This window comes from Pseudoduganella sp. SL102 (assembly GCF_027856995.1).
Taxonomy (GTDB): domain Bacteria; phylum Pseudomonadota; class Gammaproteobacteria; order Burkholderiales; family Burkholderiaceae_D; genus Rugamonas; species Rugamonas albidiflava.
Window position 1 is genome coordinate 1,916,901 of the sequence record NZ_CP115554.1, and the last position, 17,411, is coordinate 1,934,311.

Genomic DNA, 17,411 nt, shown 5'->3' on the forward strand with positions numbered 1-17,411 from the left:
ACGTTTCTTGATAGCACTTTGGCTACGAGGAGGAATTCGATGCCGAACTTTTACGACGAAATGTATTCCACCGAGGCCAGCGTGCGCCCCCACTACCAGGCGTTCGCCCAGTGGCTGGCGGAGCAGCCACCCGGCCTGATCGACCAGAAGCGCACCGAAGCGGAGCTCATCTTCCAGCGCGTGGGCATCACGTTCGCCGTGTATGGCGACACGGCCGGCAAGGAGCGGCTGATCCCGTTCGATATCATCCCGCGCGTGATCCACGCCGCCGAATGGGCCACGCTGCAGGCCGGCCTGGTGCAGCGGGTGACGGCGCTGAACCGCTTCCTGCACGATGTCTATCACGACCAGGAAATCCTCAAGGCGGGCGTCATACCGCGCGAGCAGGTGTTGAACAACGCCCAGTACCGCCCGGCCATGCAGGGCATCGACGTCCCCGCCAGCATCTACGCGCACATCGCCGGCGTCGATATCGTGCGGGCCGGCGAGGGCGAGTTCTACGTCCTGGAAGACAACCTGCGGGTACCGTCCGGCGTCTCCTACATGCTGGAAAACCGCAAGATGATGATGCGGCTGTTCCCCGCGCTGTTCGCCAGCAACCGGGTGGCGCCGGTCGACCATTATCCCGACCTGCTGCTCGACAACCTGCGCACCGTGGCGCCGTACGACAGCGCCGATCCGACCGTGGTGGTGCTTACGCCCGGCATGCACAATTCAGCCTATTTCGAGCACGCTTTCCTGGCCCAGCAGATGGGCGTCTCGCTGGTGCAGGGGCAGGACTTGTACGTGAAGAATGAAACCGTCTACATGCGCACCACGCGTGGCGCGCGGAAGGTCGACGTCATCTACCGCCGCATCGACGACGACTACCTCGATCCCCGCGCATTCCGCCCCGAGTCCACGCTGGGCGTGCCCGGCCTGATGGACGTGGTGCGCGCCGGCCGGGTGGGCCTGGCCAACGCCATCGGCACCGGCGTGGCCGACGACAAGTCGATCTACCCGTTCGTGCCGGACATGATCGAGTTTTATCTCGGCGAGAAGCCGATCCTCAACAACGTGCCCACCTACCAGTGCAGGAAGAAGGACGACCTGGCGTATACGCTGGCGAACCTGCCGGAGCTGGTGGTCAAGGAAGTGCACGGGGCCGGCGGCTACGGCATGCTGGTCGGCCCGGCCGCGACGAGCGCCGAGATCGAGGCGTTCCGCGAGCGGCTGGTGGCCAACCCGGCGGGCTACATCGCCCAGCCCACGCTGGCGCTGTCGGCCTGCCCGACCTATGTGGAGTCGGGCGTCGCGCCGCGGCATATCGATTTGCGCCCGTTCGTCCTGTCGGGCAAGACGGTGACGATGGTGCCGGGCGGGCTGACCCGCGTGGCGCTGCGCGAAGGCTCGCTGGTGGTGAATTCGTCGCAGGGCGGCGGCACCAAGGACACCTGGATACTGGAGAACTGACATGTTGAGCCGCACCGCAGATCATTTGTTCTGGATGGCCCGCTACACCGAACGGGCGGAAAACACGGCCCGCATGCTCGACGTGCGCGTGCAGTATTCGCTGATGCCGCAAACGGCGCTGGCCGCCCAGCAGGGCTGGCGCACCATGTTGGGTGTCTCGGAATTGGAACAGCAGTTCGATGCCAAGTATTCCGCGCTGACCCAGAAGGAGGTCATCGACTTCATGGTGCGCGATCCGGACAATCCTTCCTCGATCGCCAGTTGCCTGACCGCGGCGCGCGAGAATGCCCGGGCCGTGCGCGGCACCCTCACCACCGAAGTGTGGGAAACCGAGAACACCACCTGGATCGAGCTGCAGCAGCATCTCAGGAGCCGCATGTTCGAATCGCACCCCGGCCAGTTCCTGGAGTGGGTGAAACACCGCTCGCACCTGTCGCGCGGGGTCACGCTGGGCACCATGTTCCAGGATGGGGCGTTCAACTTCATCCGCCTCGGCACCTTCCTGGAGCGGGCCGACAACACGGCGCGCATCCTCGACGTGAAATTCCGCTTCCTCGATTCCGATGCGATCAAGGCGGGGCCGCAGGGCGAGTTCTATTACCTGGCGGCGCTGCTGCGCTCCGTGTCCGCGTTTGAAACGTACCGCAAGGTCTATCGCGATGCCATCACGCCGTCGCGCGTGGCCGCGCTGCTGATCCTGGAAGAGAAGATGCCGCGCTCCCTGGTGGCCTGCATGGCCGCCGTGGTGGCGAACCTGCAGGAAATCAGCAACGAGGTGTCGCAGGAAACCGAGCGGCTGGCCGGCAAGCTGCATGCAAAGGTGCGGCTGGCGGTGATCGACGACATCCTGGAAGAAGGCCTGCATGATTTCCTGACGTCGTTCCTGGCGTCGATCGAGGAAATCGGCAACGGCATCGGCAGCGATTTCCTGGTGCCGGCGGAGGACCACGCTTGAGGTGTCGGCCTGCCTGCGGGATGTCACACTTCTGCACCAGAACATGACGCACCGCACCAAAATGGTAATATTTGCAACTCTCGCGCCTTATTGGTGCGCTTATGCCGACAAGTGAAAGCGAGCCCGACATGTTGTTGCGCACCCGTTGCAACCTGAGTTTCATCCTTGCCGAGCCGACGCCGTTCATCCTGATCCTGCGCCCCCGCAGCGACGCAAACCAGTGGGTGGCGCATCAAAGCTATAACCTCGCCCCCGGCGTGCCGGCGGTGGAATTTGCCGATGCCTACGGCAACCTGTGCCAGCGCCTGGTGGCGCCGCCCGGGGCATTTTCGATCTACACCTCGGCCGACGTGATGACAGCTGCGACGATCGAGGTTGCACCCGGGGCGCCGTTCGTCGAAGTGCAGCATTTGCCGGACGAGGTGCTCACTTACCTGCTGCCAAGCCGCTACTGCGAATCCGAGCTGTTCCTGGACATGGCCACCGAGATCGTTGCCGGCGCCGCGCCCGGATACGACCAGGTGGCCCGCATCACCGAATGGGTGCGCGACTCGGTGCGCTTCAATCCGGCATCGCCCTACAGCCACATGGCGGCGTCCGACGTCAACGAGCGGCGCGAGGGTGTCTGCCGCGACCTGGCGCACCTGGGCATCGCCTTGTGCCGCAGCCTGTGCATCCCGGCGCGCATCGTGGCCGGCTACCTGCACGGACTGCAACCAATGGACTTGCACGCATGGTTCGAGGCTTACGTGGGCGGGCGCTGGTACACCTTCGATCCGACCCAGGCGGGCCCGCGCGGCGGCCGCGTGACGATCGCCCGCGGCCACGACGCCGCCAACGTGGCGATTTTCAGCCAGTTCGGGCCGCCGCTGGAACGCCAGGACATGGAGGTGTCCGTCGATCTCCTAGATGGGGCGCTTTGAGGCGCGCGGCCGCTGGGCACGCACCACCTTGTGCACGAACTCCAGCTTTTCCAGCACCGGCGTGCTGAGTTTAAACGGATACGAATCGGGCATGCCGATGCTGCGGTTCAGGCTGTTGAGCACGTAGGTGAGGGCGAACCAGTCGCTCAGGGTGTCCTCGAACGAGGCAACCTTGGTGGGCGGCGCGGTGATGTCCAGCGACGGTTCGAGCGGTTTGGTCGGATGCAGCGACAGGCCGCAGGCGTGCGCCGTTTCCAGCGTGTCCATCATGTGCAGGTAGTGGGCCCAGGTTTCCGCCCAGTCTTCCCACGGGTGCGAGCTGGCGTAGCTGCTCACGAAGCGCGACTCCCAGTCTTCCACGGGGCCTTCGGCGTAGTGGCGCTTCAGGCTTTCGCCGTAATCCTGGCGCTCGTCGCCGAACAGGGCGCGGAAGCCGTCGATGAATTCGCTGTCGACGACCAGCCGGTCGAAATAATAATGCCCGCTTTCGTGGCGGAAGTGCCCCAGCAGGGTGCGGTAGCGTTCATGCATCTGCTCGCGCGTGCGTTCGCGTTCGGCGGGATCGGCTTCGGCGATGTTCAGGGTGATGACCCCGTTGGCATGGCCGGTCATCACGCACTGGTCGGTGACGCCGTCTTCCAGGAACTGGAACGCCAGGCCCGTTTCCGGTTCCTCTTCTTTTGAAGCGGGCGTGAGGTTCAGCGTGGCCAGTGAGAACAGCAGGCGGCGCTTGGCGGTTTCAAGCCGGGCCCACAATACGTGGTTCTTCTCCGACGACAGAGCCGGAATCACGACGGTCAGCTGGCACGACGCGCACAGCTCGTGGGGATCGTCCGCGGGCAGCATCCAGTTGCAGACGTTGTGCTCGACATAGTTGCCGCATTTTTTATACAGCTTGCCTTCGTCGATGCGGTTCAGGCTGCGCCAGTGGCCATCCTCGGTTTCCTCGAAACTGTTGATGCTTCGCGTGGCGGGCTGGTAGCCCAGCGTGCTGTCGCAGTTGAAGCACAGGGTGTTCTCAAAGAAGACTTGTTGCGAGCATTTGTCGCAATGGAACGTTTTCATGGGACAGGACCGATACGAATGAGGTTGAATTGCGGATATTGACAATCTAGCAGTAAATGCTGTTGCGTTTCGGTCGTGTCGGACAACGCCTCATATCGTGCGCGGGGTCGCGCATCCTGTAAGCTCGGCGTTGGCACCCATGGCCAGCTTGGCGATGGAATGCCTTAACTGAAGGGGAAGCTGTCATGCACCATGTGGACGAAGATGGGACGACACTGATCGCGCTGTTCGTGGCGATGCGGGAAAACGGGCCGGTATGCGAAGAGATACCGGCACAGAGCCTCGGCGGCAACCAGTATGAGTTGCTGTCATCGCCCGGGCTGGCGCTGAACCTTGCGCGGGGCGATATCGTGGAAATCAAAAGCGGCACGGCACCGGCCACGGTGGTGCGGCGCGGCGGCAACTTCTGTATCCAGATCTATGCCGACGAACTCGCCGCGGGGCATGTCGCGGAACTTCGGGAAAACGTCGGCGAGAAACTGCATGGCACGCTGGACGGCAGCTATCGCGGCAACCTGGCGCTGTCGGTCCCGGCTTCCGCAGGGATGGCCAGTATCTGCGAGGTCTTCGACGGATTCACCGCGAGGACGGGCGTTCCGTGGTATTTCGCGAACGTCTACAAGAACTTCGACGATGCGGAGGATGAGACGCTGCTGGATTGGTGGCAGTGAGGCCTGGTCGCGGCGGCCTTGTTTGCAAAGGCCGACGTTCGGAGCAACCGGCGGCTCGATAACCGCCGCTATTCATCTTTATCGCTCGCTGTAGGCGCCGGCGCTGAGCCCCAGCGCGCAGTAGCGAGCCCACAGCATCATGCTCCACTCGCGCTGCTCCCACGTCAGTTCCAGCCGCTGCAATGCCTCGATGAAGGCCGTGTAGGTGACGACGTGGAACGAGCTGTCGCCGTCCCTGAGCATGGACCGGAACGCCTTGCCGGTGGCGATGGCGCTGTCATCGCCGGGCTCGCAGAACAGGCCCGTCATCCGGAACGCGTACTTCTTTTTCTCGCTCACCTGATGTTCGGCGATGAGCTGGTTGCGGAACAGCTGGTTGAATTCCGGCTTGATGCAGGCTTCGTATGGCACGGTGAACGCCTCGCATGCCGTTGCCAGCTTGCGGTAGTCATCGTTCTTGTATTCCGTTGGCGAGAATGGCTCGGTGAACTTGCACTCCAGTCCGAGCAGGCCGCTGCGGCCCTGCGACGTGATCTCCAGCGCCACGTCGAAGGCGGAATTGTCGATCCATTGGTCCGGCGCATATTCGAACAGGATGGCCGTCACTTCGTCGACGCCGGGGAACAGCGCCTGGACCACCCTGGTCGCCAGCCCCAGGTCCTGCTGCAGCGGACCGAAGAAGTTGAACACCAGCGGCTGGCTGGAGAGCAGGTTGTTGAACAGGCGGCGCTGGTCGATCAGGCCACCCGATGCCTTGCTGCGCGCGGCCAGCGTTGCTTCCACGGCGGCCACGGTGCCTGGGCCGAACAGGTTCTTCTTCGAGATCTCGCCGCCATCCAGCACATTGCAGACGGTTTCGCCGGCGCGCAGCGGGTGGGCGCCGGCCGGCTCGGCCAGCACGAAGGTGCGCCACCAGCCTTGGTGGAAGCGGATGCGGCGCTTGCGCTGCGATTCGTCGGGCAGGTTGCCTACTTGCTGGTAGAGGGTGGGGTGTTGTGGGTGCATTGGGTTTGTTCCTGGTGGATGGCGGGTGGCGCGATAGGCGCCTCGAAAAATGGACAGTGATGCTCGTATGCGTTCGTGCCAGCATACGGGCCGGACCGACAAGCGATGTCGCAGCTGTGGTTCAGATATTTTTCATATTAGCAAAAATGATTGCCAAAAGAAAATCTCGAAGCATGGATTTGCCGTGGTTTCCGCTGCAGCGCGCCCGGCATCGGATGCCAAGCCACCACTAGATGAGCAGGCAGGAGCCGCGCCCCCTGCCAACACCAGCATCAAAGCCGTCCTTCCCCAGCCAGTTCCCGAGTCCTCTGCAACGTCGACAGCAAAGCGGTCCGATAGCCCTTGTCGCTATCCATCCAGGCCTGCTCGGCCTGTTCTTCCGTCCCACCGGGTTCCTTCCCCCGCAACCCCAGGTAGCAGTAGAACTGCAAGTGCAACGCGCCGTTTCCATCCTCGAACAGCTCGTTGACGATCACGCCTTCGCGCGGCCCGCTGGCCTGGAAGAACGATACCTTCGCCATGGGCTCGAAGCTGATGATCTCCCGTAAAGCTTCCCCGGCAATGACGGCCTCGCGCACGAGATGCGTCGCGCTCTCCTCGACGACATCGCAGCGGGTGCACAAACCGGGCGGCAGGAACAGGCGCGCATCCCGGGCCTTCGATACCAGCCCGGCCCATGCTTGCGCACGCGTCAGCGGCGCCGCGCCTTCTGGATTCACGGGCACGGTCGCAGTCGAATAAATCATGCTGATCTCCTCGGGAAAAAGGGTCAGACCGCGGCGGCCACGCCAGCAGCGAACTCACGGTAGGAGCGCAGCGGCCGGCCCAGCATCTCTGTCAAGCGCTCCACATCCCCGGCGCCGGGCAGCATGCCGTCGCTGATGAAGCGCTCGGCCATCAGGCGCATGTCGAACGCCATCCACCCCGGCATGAAGTTCCGCAGGTTCCGCTCGAATGCGGCGGTATCGTCGCCGCCATAGCCCACGGGCCGACCCAGTACCTCGCTCCAGATGCCGGCGATCTCCGGGCCGGTCAGCGTGTCCGGTCCGACGAGGTTGATGCGCTCGAACGGCAGTGCCACGTCGGAGCGTTCGCGCCGCAGCAGCTCGATGGCGGCGATCTCGCCGATGTCGCGCGCATCGATCATCGCCAGCCCCTTGGCGCCGACCGGCATCGGATACACGCCATGGCCCAGCACCGCATCCTTCACGGTGAGATCGTTGTCGATGAAATAGGCGGGCCGCAGCACGGTGGCCTGGAAGCCCATGTGTTCCAGCATCCGCTCGACGCCGAACTTGCCGGCGAAATGCGGCACGTTCACGTACACGTCGCTGTGGATCACCGACAGGTAGACCACGCGCTTCACACCCGCGGCGCGGGCCACGTTCAGCGCCACCAGTGCCTGGGTGAATTCGTCCGGCACCACAGCGTTGAGGAGGAACAGTGTGGAGACGCCTTCGAAGGCGCCGTGCAGCGAGTCCACATCGAGCAGGTCGCCTTGTACGACAGTCACGCCGGCGGGGAAGCTGGCCTTGGAAGGATCGCGGACGAGCGCCCGCACGCTGGCGCCGCGGCGGGCGAGTTGTTCGACGACGTTGCGGCCGACAGTGCCCGTGGCACCGGTAACGAGGATGGTCATGATGTTTGCTCCGTAGTGGTAGATGACGGTTCCCATGGTAGGTATTCCACAGGCGGTCCGATAGACGGTATAGTTGGATGGACTGTCTCACTGGTGGAACACATATGGACTTGCTTGCCCTTGCCGATTTCAATCTCGTTGCCCGCCACGGTGGCTTCGGCCGCGCCGCCCGCGCCACCGGACGCCCGAAGGCCACGCTGTCGCGCCGCGTGGCGGAACTGGAAGGCAGCCTGGAACTGCGTCTGTTCGAGCGGGGCGCGCGCACGTTGAAGCTCACGCAGGAGGGCAGGGCGCTGTTCGAGCGCACGGGCGCCTTGCTCACCGAGATCGACGAAACGGCGGCCGCCATCGCATCGGGCGGCGACCGGCCGCGCGGCCGCTTGCGCATCAGCGCGCCGCTGCTGTTCTCGCAGACGGCGATGGGACGCCTGGCGGCGGGGTTCGCGCTGAAGTATCCGGAAGTGCGCGTCGAGGTCACCACGGAAGACCGCTCCGTGGACATGGTGGAAGAGGGCTACGACCTGGTCATCCGCGTCAATCCGGCGCGGGATGAAAACCTGGTCGGCCGCATCCTGCTGCGTGACCGGCTGGTGGTCGTGGCATCGCCTGGCCTGGCCCGGCCAGCGGATGGTTCACCGGTGCCCGCCGTGGTGCGCGGCGCGGGCGACCGGACTGCGGCATGGGAAGTGGCTGGCACGGCGGGCAGGAGCAGTATCGCGATCGATCCGGTGCTGGCGCTGTCGTCGCTGGTGATGGTGCGCGACGCGGTGCGAGCCGGCGTCGGCGCCGGGCGCCTGCCCATATCGCTCGTGAGCGGCGACCTGGCGGCTGGCAGGCTGGTGCATTGGGGCGACGTGGAAGGCCCCGCCATCGAACTGTGGGCGCTCTATCCGAGCCGCCGGTTGCTGAGCGCCAGGGTGGCCGCGTTTCTCGATTTCCTGAGGGAGGCTTTTCCGAAGGGGACGCCGGACGAGCTGGCGGCGTTTATTGGATGAAGCCCGGTGCGCGCGTGCGTCGCGAGGCATCACGTTCAGGACCGATACCGCCGCCACGAATTCCGCTCCAGGAAATCGCCGATCAGCGGTACCATCAAAACGGACTGCTTCATCCATACGTGCGGCATCCGAGCTTCAATGATGACGAAGTGAGCAAGGTACTAGAACGTGTCCGATACATGAATGGCCATGATGACCGTATCCACATTCAAATCCGGGAGACTGTATGCATGCCCAAGCTATGATCATTGCGATCGCGCTCGCATTTTCTCCAGCTTCCAATGCTGAAGGTAAAAAGGAAGAGGTGCGATTCGGCGCGTATCCGCTGAAAGGTGACTACTACATGTATGGTGGAACGCTGGGTGAGATGACACCACCAACCCCGAGAGATCGCAAGATCTCGCTCATGTTGACTGGGGCGCTGGCGAAAGATCTCTTTCACGAAATTGGTCCGGACTTGAAGGATGCGTGCAGTTCGGATGGGGGCTATCGTGAAAGACGGAGAGGTGATCTCAACTGCACGTACACCAAGGTAGACGGTTACGAATGTTATATAGGAATCGACGTGCGGAATGGGAAATCAATGAATGGGTCGATTTGTTAGATCGATAGCCCTGAACGATAGGTAACAACTCGATCATCTCCAGCTGCTCAGTGCAATGTGCCGGCCTTCCTCGATGTCCTGAGGGTGGCTATTTCAAAGGGGACGCTGGACGAACTGGCGGCACTCATCACAACAAGCCCGGTCCACTCCCGTGGGCCGCGAGGCACCACCCTCAAGACCGATACCGCCCCCACGAGTTCCGCTCCAAAAAATCGCCGATCAGCGGCACCATCGCATTGAACTTGTCCTCCAGCGCATAGTGCCCCGTCTCGAGAACATGCAGTTCCGCCCTGGGCAGGTCGCGCAGGTAAGGGTGCGCCCCCGCTTCCGGAAAAATCGGATCGTTCTTCCCCCACAGGATCAGCGCGGGCGGCTTGCAGCGCCGGAAGAAGGCCTGGAATTCCGGATACAGCGCGACGTTGCTGCCATAGTCGTGAAACAGGTCGAGGTGGATCTCGCGGATGCCGGGCCGGTCGAGCAAGGCCTGGTCGATCATCCAGCTGTCGGGGCTGACGCGGGCGATATCGCTCATGCCATCCATGTAATGAAGCCTGGTCGTTTCCAGCGTGACGAAGCGGGCGAGCGCCTCGCGGCTGGCTTGCGATCCATCCGCCCAATAAGCCTTGAACGGATCCCAGAATGCGCCCGCGATGCCCTCGTCATAGGCATTCCCGTTCTGGATGACCAGTGCCTGGATACGGTCGGGGTGCGCGAGCGCGAGCCGATAGCCGATCGGTGCGCCGTAGTCCATCAGGTACATGCTGTACTTCATCGCGCCCAGCAAGACCGTCAGCTTGTCGACGATGGTCGCCAGGTTGGCGAAGGTGTACGCGAACGCGGACCGGTCGGGCACGCCGCTCTGGCCAAAGCCGGGATAATCGGGCGCGATCACGTGGTAGCGTTTCGCCAGCACGGGAATGAGGTTGCGGAACATGTGGGAAGACGTTGGAAACCCGTGCAGGAGCAGCAGGACCGGCGCGCCCACCGGCCCGGCTTCGCGGTAGAACACCTCCACGCCATCGATGTTCGCCGTCTTGTAGCGAACGACCGGCAATGCCGCCGGAGTTGGGCCTTCCACGACCTCCGCGCAGTCGGCTTGTGAAATGTGGTGAAACTCTTTCATCGAGTTCTCCAGTAGGAAAGCGCCGGGCGTACCTGGCTCCGGCGCTTTCGGAAGAGGCATGCAGGCTGCTGAACAAGCGGCGGTTGATCCGGGCCAGGCAGCCTGCGCTGCAGTCACTCTCTCAAAACTTCGCCGCCAAACTCACCCCGATACTCCGCGGCGCCACCCGATACCCCTGCACGATCGACGCCACCTGCGGATGCTGGATCACGGTATCGTCATCCAGCACGTTCTTCACGAACACACTCAGCTTGTAGCGCGAGAACGCCAGCCCGCCACTCAGGTCGGCGGTGTGATACGAAGGCCGTTCGTAGTCGATCAGTTCCGGATTGAGCGAGCCCTTGCTCGGTCCCACCCACTGCACCCCACCGGCAACGAAGCCGCTCATGCTGCCGCCCACCGCGAAGTTGTACTGGGCGGTCACCGAGGCGTTGTACTTCGGTACCCCCTGCACTTTGGCGCCGCGCACAGCGCCGATCACGCCGTTCTGGATGCCTTCGTCGTTCGACAGTTCGGCATTCACGTAGCCGCCGGCCGCGCCCAGCGTGAGGCCGGGCAGGGGCTTGGCCTTGATGTCGATCTCGACGCCCTTGCTGACGGCATTGCCGGCGTTGGCGTTATAGGTGTACGTGCAGGTCGGCAGGTACACGCCTTGCTGGATGTTCTTCCACTTCGCGTAGAACAGCGCGGCATTCAGCGACAGCCGGTTGTTCAGGAAGCGCGACTTGCTGCCCATCTCGTAGTTCCACAGGCTGTCCGGCGCGTAGGTGGCCGGGCCTTCGGCAAGCCCGTTCGCTTCCAGGTCGGGCCCGCAGGTGGTGGGTGGCACGAACACGTTCGAGCCGCCCAGCCGGAAGCCCTTGGCCACGGTGCCGTAGACGGTGTGGGCGGGATCGACTTCCCAGGTCACCGCATATTTCGGCATGAAGGCGTGCGACGAGAGGCGCGCGCTGCTGTTGTTGCCGGCGCCCGCCAGGTACAGGCCGTTCTGCTGGTCGAGCGTGGAGGTGCCCTTCAGGTAGCGCGCGCCCACCGTCACGTGCAGGGTCGGCGTGAAGTAGTAGTTCGCTTCGCCGAACACCGAGCTTTGCTTCTCGTGATAGTGGAAGATGCCCATGAAGGCGTTATCGTTCGGGAAGGCGTTCGGCCGGGCGTCCGGCAGCAGGTCCGGGTCGGCGCTGCTGAAGCCGAACTGCGCGAACGTGTCGTTGACGCCGAAGATCGGGTCGTTCTCGTTGATGTTGGTGTGCTGGTTCGATACGTAGAGGCCGGCCAGCCACGTCCATGGCGACAGGGCCTGGCCGTATTTGTCCGCGATGTACGGGCGCGACGCCAGGCGCAGTTCCTGCGACACCTGCCGCACCCGGTTGTTGAGCAGAACGGCGGAGGGCAGGGCGGCGATGGCCTCGATCAGTTCGGGCGGCGCCGTGCCGCCGTCTTCCGTCGAGGTGAGGAAGGTCGACAGCGAATAGCTGTTGTAGGCCGAGCCGTTCTGGGTGCGGTCGAACTTGCGCTTGAAATGGCTGGTGCTCGAGGTGAGGTCGGCCCAGCCCAGGTCCCAGTTGACCAGCACCGTGGCCGTTTGCAGGATGTCCTTCGACGGTTCGCGGATCTGCTTCTGCGCCTGCCACTCGGGCAGTTCGATGTTGAAGGCCGAGATATCCTTGGCATCCACCTTCTGGTAGTACACCGACGGCGACACCGTCAGCCTGGCGGACGGTTTCCACTTCAGCGCCACGCGCACTTCCTGGTCGTCGACCCGGTTGATGTCCTTCGCCAGCACGGCGCCGTCGCCGTCGACCTGGTCGATGAAGCCGCCGGCGCGCTGGGCCTGCACGCCGACGCGCAGCGCCAGCTCGTTGGCGACCAGCGGCAGGTTGGCCACGGCCGATGCGGAATAATTCATGCCGCCGCCGCGCAGGGAAGACGTTTCGGCATAGGTCTCGAATGCGCGCTCCTGCAGGTCCGGCTCGTTCGGCACGAACTTGATGGTGCCGCCCATCGAGCTGGCGCCGTACAGCGTGGCCTGCGGTCCGCGCAGCACTTCCACGCGGTCGATGTCGAAGAACTTCGGTTCCACCGCGCCCATGGTGTACACATTGCCGACCGTGAGCGACACGTCGCCCAGGTAGATGCCGACCGTGGCCGCGCCGGCGCCCGAACTGATGCCGCGCACTTCGATGTTCGACGTGCCCGGGCCGGCGCCGCCGTTGCCGGTGGCCGCGGTGAACGAGATGTTGGGCACCACGCGCGTGAGGTCGGTGATGTCGTTGACGTGCTGCGACTGCAGCTGCGAGCCGCTGATGGCGGAAATGCTCATGGCCACCTTGGCCGGATCTTCCCTGCGCTTTTGCGCCGTGACCGTGACGACTTCGATCTGGCTGTCCTGGGCTACCTCCTGCGCTGCCTGCTGCGCAGCCGCCATCTGGGGATAGAGCGCCGCATGGATACACATGGCGACAACGGAACGGCGCAACACGACAGGCGGGCGAATTTTCATGGGCATGTTTTTATGTGGCTGGAGAGAGGGCGACAGGGCGCGGCCGCGCGGGCGGCCGCCGGGTCATTGTAAGCAATCAGCTTTGCAATAATTTAACTTTTGAAACATTGTCGGATCGGCGCGACAGTCGGCCCGGCGCGGCCAGCCCTGATCCGCCGTCACCCGCATCGCGGAAAACTGGAACCGTCCCGGCCCGCCTCCACCCCCTTCCGGCCATATGGCCGCCTATACCTTTGGTAGCTGCCGGGCCCGGGCCTTCCCGAGGACAATGATGGCATTGGCGATCGCGGCGCAAGCCAATCGAACCAGCGGCAACGCAAGCCACCGGGCAGGCAGCCGCACACCAGAACAGGGACCACACAGATGACAACCGAAGACAAGAACATCGACCAGAAGCGCCGGCACATCCTGCTTGCCGGCGGCAGCGCGGCGGCATTGCCGCTGGCCTGGATGAGCACCATCGCACCCGCGCACGCCGCAGCGGGCGCGCAACCCACCACGAAAGGAAAATCACGCATGGTAACGAGCACTGTCACCACCAAGGATGGGGTCGAGATCTTCTATAAAGACTGGGGCAGCGGCACGCCGATCGTGTTCTCGCATGGCTGGCCGCTCAGTTCCGACGACTGGGATGCGCAGATGATGTTCTTCGTGGCGCAGGGCTTCCGCGTCGTCGCCCACGACCGCCGCGGCCATGGCCGTTCGAGCCAGGTCGCCACGGGCCACGACATGGATCACTATGCCGACGACCTGGCCGCCGTGGTCAAGCACCTGGACCTGAAGGGCGCGATCCACGTCGGCCACTCCACCGGCGGCGGGGAAGTGGTGCGCTACCTGGCGCGCCATGGCGAGTCGCGTGCCGCCAAGGCGGTGCTGATCGCCGCGGTGCCGCCACTGATGGTCAAGTCGGCCTCCAACCCGGGCGGCCTGCCGAAGGACGTGTTCGACGGCATCCAGCAGCAGGTCGCCACGAACCGCGCGCAGTTCTACCGCGACCTGCCATCCGGCCCGTTCTACGGCTTCAACCGGCCGGGCGTGAAGCCGCAGGAAGGCGTGATCCAGAACTGGTGGCGGCAAGGCATGATGGGCGGCGCGAAGGCGCACTACGACGGCGTGGTGGCGTTCTCGCAGACCGATTTCACCGAAGACCTGAAGAAGATCTCGCTGCCCGTGCTGGTGCAGCACGGCGACGATGACCAGATCGTGCCTTACGCCGATTCCGGTCCACTGTCCGCCAAGCTGCTGAAGAACGGCACCCTGAAGACCTACAAGGGCTACCCGCACGGCATGCCGACCACGCATGCGGACGTGATCAACGCGGACATCCTCGCCTTCATCAAGGGTTGAGCCATCGGCACCGGGCAACCGTTCATCGGACCTGGTCGAAAAGCACCGCGGGGATCAATCGCTTTCAGCATGATTTATGTTTAATTATTCGCCGCGGTGATGATGGCTATCCGAACAATCAATTGGCAAGCCGGTCGATAAAATGAAATGATGCACCTGTCTCCTCCAACTCTTCACAGAATTGGATTTTGGCCGGCGCGATGCGCCGGCCATTTTTTTTGTGCGTCCGGCGCAGGTAGCGGAAATCTTATTATCGCGTTGACCGGCCGATCGGCTGGCTGTCGAATGCGCACTGGCCGGGACCCTCGTCAGCGCATGGCAGGCGGGAAAACGAATGCCGAAAACACGCCAAATACTTGAATCGCTTTCAATCATTCACCGCGGTGATGAGCACTATCCCAACAATCAATTGGCATGCCGGCCGCGAAAATGGGATGATTCACCTGTCTCCTCCAACTCTCTACAGAATTGGATTCAAGCCGGCCGATAAGCCGGCTTTTTTTTATCCGCGTTTTTGAAAGCAGGGCGCAGGATATTCCACCAAGGCGCCCGGCCACGCTTCACAGTCCCAGGTCGCTCAAGCCGGGATGATCGTCCGGCCGCCGCCCCTGCGGCCAGCGGAACTTGCGATCCTCTTCCCTGATCGGCAAGTCGTTGATGCAGGCGAAGCGCCGCGCCATCAGCCCGTGCTCGTCGAACTCCCAGTTCTCGTTGCCATATGAACGGAACCAGTTGCCCGAGTCGTCGTGCCACTCATAGGCATAGCGCACGGCGATCCGGTTGCCCTCGAAGGCCCACAGTTCCTTGATCAGCCGGTACTCCAGTTCCCGGGCCCATTTGCGGGACAGCATCTGCACGATCTCTTCCCGCCCGTTGACGAATTCGGCGCGGTTGCGCCATTTGCTGTCCGGCGTATAGGCCAGGCTCACCCGCGAGGGATCGCGCGCGTTCCACCCGTCTTCGGCGAGCCGCACTTTGCGGATGGCGCTGTCGCGGGTGAAGGGGGGCAGGGGTGGGCGGGGTTCGATATCGACAGCCATGGCAATCTCCAGGGTGAGGTTTAGGGTGCAAAGTTCGAGGTGCAAAGTTCGAGGTGCAAAGTTCAAAGTTCAAGGTTTGAAGCGAAGTTCAGATTTCCAGCACGAGCCGGCCCGGCGCGGCGGCCCATGAGACGCAGGTGCACATGCCGGCACCGCGCATCGCGGGCGTCAGGCAGACATCCCGGTGCAACGGCGTTCCCGCCAGCACCGGGGTATAGCAGTTGCCGCATTCGCCGCGCCGGCAGTCATACGACACGAACGCATCGGCGGAGATCAGCGCATCCAGGATCGGGGTGCCCGGCTCCACCTCCACGGTGATGCCCGACAGCGCCAGCTCCACCGTCAGCGGTCCATCGGCGGTATCCGCCCGGCTGCCGAAGCTTTCGTAGCGTAGCGCATCTTGCGGCCAGCCGTGGCGGCGGCCGGCATCGGCGAGCGCCTGCAGCAGCGCGACCGGTCCACAGGCATACACGCTGTCGCATGCGGTGAAAGCGCCGAGCAGGGCATCAAGATCGGCCCGTCCGGACCCCTGCGACAGGTGGGTGATCACCTCGCCGCCCGGGATGGCGCGCAGTTCTTCGAGCAAGATCAGGTTGGCGTGCGTGCGTGCGAGGTAGTGCAGCGTGAAGGCTGCGTCTTGCATGCTCTGCGCATGCGCCATCGAGACGAGCGGCGTGATGCCGATGCCGCCCGCGATCAGCAGCACCCGCGCACCCGATACATCGGCGGGGCGCAAAGGAAAGCTGTTGTATGGCCCGGTCACATCGATTGCGCCGCCCGCATGGAATTCATCGTGCAGGCATACTGACCCGCCGCGCCCACGCGCCTCGCGCTGCACGGCGATCCGGTAGACCTCCGCATCGCCCGGCCGCCCGACCAGCGAATAGCGGTTCTCGAAACGGCGGCCATCGGCCGAAGCGAACGACAGCACCACATGGTCGCCCGCGCGCCATGCCGGCAGCGACTGGCCGTCCGCGCGGCGCAGCTCGAATTCCCTGACCCTGGCGCCGTGCGGGATCACGTTCGCGATCACGCAGTTCATGGCGTGTTCCCCGTATCCGGTTCCGCATGCCGCACGGCGGGATTGAACGGCGAGGCATCGAGGTATTCCCATTCCATCGCATGGGGCAGGTCGCGCAGGATCCAGTGCCGAACCTTGAATTCCCAGTAGCGCCGCGTGCCGCCCGTTTCGCCGTGCGGATCGTCCTGGTTCCATAGCACGGCCGCGGTGCCGGTCAGCTGCAGCACCTGGCCATGCGTGAAATCCAGGATGCAGAGGCCGGCGCGGCCGTCCGCCGCGAGATTGCCGAGGGTGTTGAACAGGCTGTTGCCGTGGTAGTCCGGGATGCGCAGCGTGGTGTCGTCCACGAGTTCGATGAAGCCCGCCTGGCCGCCGCGGTGGGAAGCGTCGGCGCCGGCGCCGTCATGGCGGCTGGCCACGAAGAGCGTGTCCGCCCTGGTGGCGATCTCCGCCACCGCGCCGCGCAGCACCGTGCCATGCGCGGCCTGCACCGGCAGCTTTGATTCGCCGATCTGGCGCAGGTAGCGGCGCTGGATGTATTTCGGGCAGTTCGGGTAAGCCTCGCGGATCGCCAAGCTGGCGCCGTGCGCGTCCAGGCGCTGCACGGTGCCGTTCACGCGGTAGCGCCGCCGCGAGCTCAGTTCGATGAACAGCATGCCCAGGTCGGCCTGGGCCGCCATGTTGTCCCACAGCGGGTCGGCCAGGTCGCGGTCCTTGTACGGCACGTCGATGGCGATCGCATGGCCATCGTCCGTATGCAGGAAGCCCGGCTTGCCGAATACCACGGAAGCCCATACGGCACCCCTTGCATCCGTGCTGGCCAGTACGGCCATCGACTGCTTCGCGATGAACGGGCGGGCGCCGCCGATCACGCTGTCCGACAGTACCGCGATGTTGCGGTCGGCGATGGCGGTTTCGCCGGCCAGCACCTGCATCCTGCGTTCGCCGTCGTGGAAGGCGGTGGTCTCGTTCATGGTCTTCTCCTGGTCATGCCGGGCACTCCCGCGTTGCATTTCTCCGCATTGCATCTTCACGCATTTCATTTACCATTCTGTAGAGCTGCGGTGGGAA

16 protein-coding genes are annotated in these 17,411 nt (G+C 64.0%); 7 read left to right on the forward strand and 9 right to left on the reverse strand.

Going from position 1 to position 17,411, the window contains the following annotated elements; genetic code table 11:
• The first annotated feature begins 39 nt into the window (after positions 1-39).
• From OU994_RS08080 to OU994_RS08090, 3 genes are all read left to right on the forward strand, one after another.
• Positions 40-1,452 (forward strand): circularly permuted type 2 ATP-grasp protein, encoded by a 1,413-nt coding sequence (locus OU994_RS08080; RefSeq protein WP_281610331.1) that lies wholly within the window; start codon positions 40-42, stop codon positions 1,450-1,452.
• 1 nt (position 1,453) lies between these two features.
• The gene (locus OU994_RS08085) at positions 1,454-2,407 is read left to right on the forward strand and encodes an alpha-E domain-containing protein (protein ID WP_281610332.1); all 954 of its coding nucleotides are present in this window, start codon (positions 1,454-1,456) and stop codon (positions 2,405-2,407) included.
• A gap of 128 nt (positions 2,408-2,535) precedes the next feature.
• Positions 2,536-3,330 carry a transglutaminase family protein gene (locus OU994_RS08090; RefSeq protein WP_281610333.1) on the forward strand — a complete coding sequence of 265 codons (795 nt, stop codon included), beginning with the start codon at positions 2,536-2,538 and terminating at the stop codon, positions 3,328-3,330.
• Here OU994_RS08090 and OU994_RS08095 read toward each other — a convergent pair.
• On the reverse strand, positions 3,313-4,395 hold the full coding sequence (locus tag OU994_RS08095) for a putative zinc-binding metallopeptidase (RefSeq protein ID WP_281610334.1): 1,083 nt from the start codon (positions 4,393-4,395) through the stop codon (positions 3,313-3,315). The genes OU994_RS08090 and OU994_RS08095 overlap by 18 nt on opposite strands.
• A gap of 185 nt (positions 4,396-4,580) precedes the next feature.
• On the opposite strand from OU994_RS08095, the gene OU994_RS08100 reads away from it, so the two are divergent.
• Positions 4,581-5,066 (forward strand): DUF4265 domain-containing protein, encoded by a 486-nt coding sequence (locus OU994_RS08100; protein ID WP_281610335.1) that lies wholly within the window; start codon positions 4,581-4,583, stop codon positions 5,064-5,066.
• Between the two features lie 78 nt (positions 5,067-5,144).
• Here OU994_RS08100 and OU994_RS08105 read toward each other — a convergent pair whose 3' ends face one another.
• The 3 genes from OU994_RS08105 to OU994_RS08115 all read right to left on the reverse strand — a co-directional run bounded on the left by OU994_RS08105 (position 5,145) and on the right by OU994_RS08115 (position 7,710).
• A complete protein-coding gene (locus tag OU994_RS08105; RefSeq protein WP_281610336.1) occupies positions 5,145-6,071 on the reverse strand; it encodes a hypothetical protein in 927 nt (308 codons plus the stop codon).
• A gap of 272 nt (positions 6,072-6,343) precedes the next feature.
• Positions 6,344-6,817: an AtaL-like protein gene (locus OU994_RS08110; RefSeq protein ID WP_281610337.1), complete on the reverse strand. Its 474-nt coding sequence runs from the start codon at positions 6,815-6,817 to the stop codon at positions 6,344-6,346.
• 23 nt (positions 6,818-6,840) lie between these two features.
• On the reverse strand, positions 6,841-7,710 hold the full coding sequence (locus OU994_RS08115) for an SDR family oxidoreductase (protein WP_281610338.1): 870 nt from the start codon (positions 7,708-7,710) through the stop codon (positions 6,841-6,843).
• 104 nt (positions 7,711-7,814) lie between these two features.
• On the opposite strand from OU994_RS08115, the gene OU994_RS08120 reads away from it, so the two are divergent.
• Complete coding sequence (locus OU994_RS08120) at positions 7,815-8,705, forward strand: LysR family transcriptional regulator (protein ID WP_281610339.1); 891 nt, start codon at positions 7,815-7,817, stop codon at positions 8,703-8,705.
• Between the two features lie 226 nt (positions 8,706-8,931).
• Positions 8,932-9,309 (forward strand): hypothetical protein, encoded by a 378-nt coding sequence (locus OU994_RS08125; RefSeq protein ID WP_281610340.1) that lies wholly within the window; start codon positions 8,932-8,934, stop codon positions 9,307-9,309.
• Between the two features lie 172 nt (positions 9,310-9,481).
• On the opposite strand, the gene OU994_RS08130 is transcribed toward OU994_RS08125, so the two are convergent.
• Both OU994_RS08130 and OU994_RS08135 read right to left on the reverse strand, forming a co-directional pair.
• Positions 9,482-10,432, reverse strand: coding sequence for an alpha/beta fold hydrolase (locus OU994_RS08130; protein ID WP_281610341.1), 951 nt, complete (start codon positions 10,430-10,432; stop codon positions 9,482-9,484).
• A 121-nt stretch (positions 10,433-10,553) separates the two neighbouring features.
• Positions 10,554-12,932, reverse strand: coding sequence for a TonB-dependent receptor (locus tag OU994_RS08135; protein WP_281610342.1), 2,379 nt, complete (start codon positions 12,930-12,932; stop codon positions 10,554-10,556).
• A gap of 516 nt (positions 12,933-13,448) precedes the next feature.
• Between OU994_RS08135 and OU994_RS08140 the strand changes: the two genes are divergently transcribed.
• The gene (locus OU994_RS08140) at positions 13,449-14,279 is read left to right on the forward strand and encodes an alpha/beta fold hydrolase (protein ID WP_281611602.1); all 831 of its coding nucleotides are present in this window, start codon (positions 13,449-13,451) and stop codon (positions 14,277-14,279) included.
• Positions 14,280-14,839: 560 nt separating this feature from the next.
• Here the strand turns inward: OU994_RS08140 and OU994_RS08145 are convergent.
• The 3 genes from OU994_RS08145 to OU994_RS08155 all read right to left on the reverse strand — a co-directional run bounded on the left by OU994_RS08145 (position 14,840) and on the right by OU994_RS08155 (position 17,314).
• On the reverse strand, positions 14,840-15,319 hold the full coding sequence (locus tag OU994_RS08145; RefSeq protein WP_281610343.1) for a nuclear transport factor 2 family protein: 480 nt from the start codon (positions 15,317-15,319) through the stop codon (positions 14,840-14,842).
• A gap of 88 nt (positions 15,320-15,407) precedes the next feature.
• Positions 15,408-16,361, reverse strand: coding sequence for a PDR/VanB family oxidoreductase (locus tag OU994_RS08150; protein ID WP_281610344.1), 954 nt, complete (start codon positions 16,359-16,361; stop codon positions 15,408-15,410).
• Positions 16,358-17,314, reverse strand: coding sequence for a pyridoxamine 5'-phosphate oxidase family protein (locus OU994_RS08155; RefSeq protein WP_281610345.1), 957 nt, complete (start codon positions 17,312-17,314; stop codon positions 16,358-16,360). The genes OU994_RS08150 and OU994_RS08155 overlap by 4 nt, the downstream gene beginning before the upstream one ends.
• Between the last annotated feature and the right edge of the window lie 97 nt (positions 17,315-17,411).

Excerpts from the sequence above, each read along its gene's own strand:
- OU994_RS08105 (WP_281610336.1), bottom strand. The coding sequence starts at position 6,071 with ATGCACCCACAACACCCCACCCTCTACCAGCAAGTAGGCAACCTGCCC.
- OU994_RS08135 (WP_281610342.1), bottom strand. The coding sequence starts at position 12,932 with ATGAAAATTCGCCCGCCTGTCGTGTTGCGCCGTTCCGTTGTCGCCATG.
- OU994_RS08155 (WP_281610345.1), bottom strand. The coding sequence starts at position 17,314 with ATGAACGAGACCACCGCCTTCCACGACGGCGAACGCAGGATGCAGGTG.
- OU994_RS08085 (WP_281610332.1), top strand. The coding sequence starts at position 1,454 with ATGTTGAGCCGCACCGCAGATCATTTGTTCTGGATGGCCCGCTACACC.
- OU994_RS08125 (WP_281610340.1), top strand. The coding sequence starts at position 8,932 with ATGCATGCCCAAGCTATGATCATTGCGATCGCGCTCGCATTTTCTCCA.
- OU994_RS08140 (WP_281611602.1), top strand. The coding sequence starts at position 13,449 with ATGGTAACGAGCACTGTCACCACCAAGGATGGGGTCGAGATCTTCTAT.
- OU994_RS08090 (WP_281610333.1), top strand. The coding sequence starts at position 2,536 with ATGTTGTTGCGCACCCGTTGCAACCTGAGTTTCATCCTTGCCGAGCCG.
- OU994_RS08115 (WP_281610338.1), bottom strand. The coding sequence starts at position 7,710 with ATGACCATCCTCGTTACCGGTGCCACGGGCACTGTCGGCCGCAACGTC.
- OU994_RS08130 (WP_281610341.1), bottom strand. The coding sequence starts at position 10,432 with ATGAAAGAGTTTCACCACATTTCACAAGCCGACTGCGCGGAGGTCGTG.
- OU994_RS08080 (WP_281610331.1), top strand. The coding sequence starts at position 40 with ATGCCGAACTTTTACGACGAAATGTATTCCACCGAGGCCAGCGTGCGC.
- OU994_RS08120 (WP_281610339.1), top strand. The coding sequence starts at position 7,815 with ATGGACTTGCTTGCCCTTGCCGATTTCAATCTCGTTGCCCGCCACGGT.
- OU994_RS08110 (WP_281610337.1), bottom strand. The coding sequence starts at position 6,817 with ATGATTTATTCGACTGCGACCGTGCCCGTGAATCCAGAAGGCGCGGCG.
- OU994_RS08095 (WP_281610334.1), bottom strand. The coding sequence starts at position 4,395 with ATGAAAACGTTCCATTGCGACAAATGCTCGCAACAAGTCTTCTTTGAG.
- OU994_RS08145 (WP_281610343.1), bottom strand. The coding sequence starts at position 15,319 with ATGGCTGTCGATATCGAACCCCGCCCACCCCTGCCCCCCTTCACCCGC.
- OU994_RS08100 (WP_281610335.1), top strand. The coding sequence starts at position 4,581 with ATGCACCATGTGGACGAAGATGGGACGACACTGATCGCGCTGTTCGTG.
- OU994_RS08150 (WP_281610344.1), bottom strand. The coding sequence starts at position 16,361 with ATGAACTGCGTGATCGCGAACGTGATCCCGCACGGCGCCAGGGTCAGG.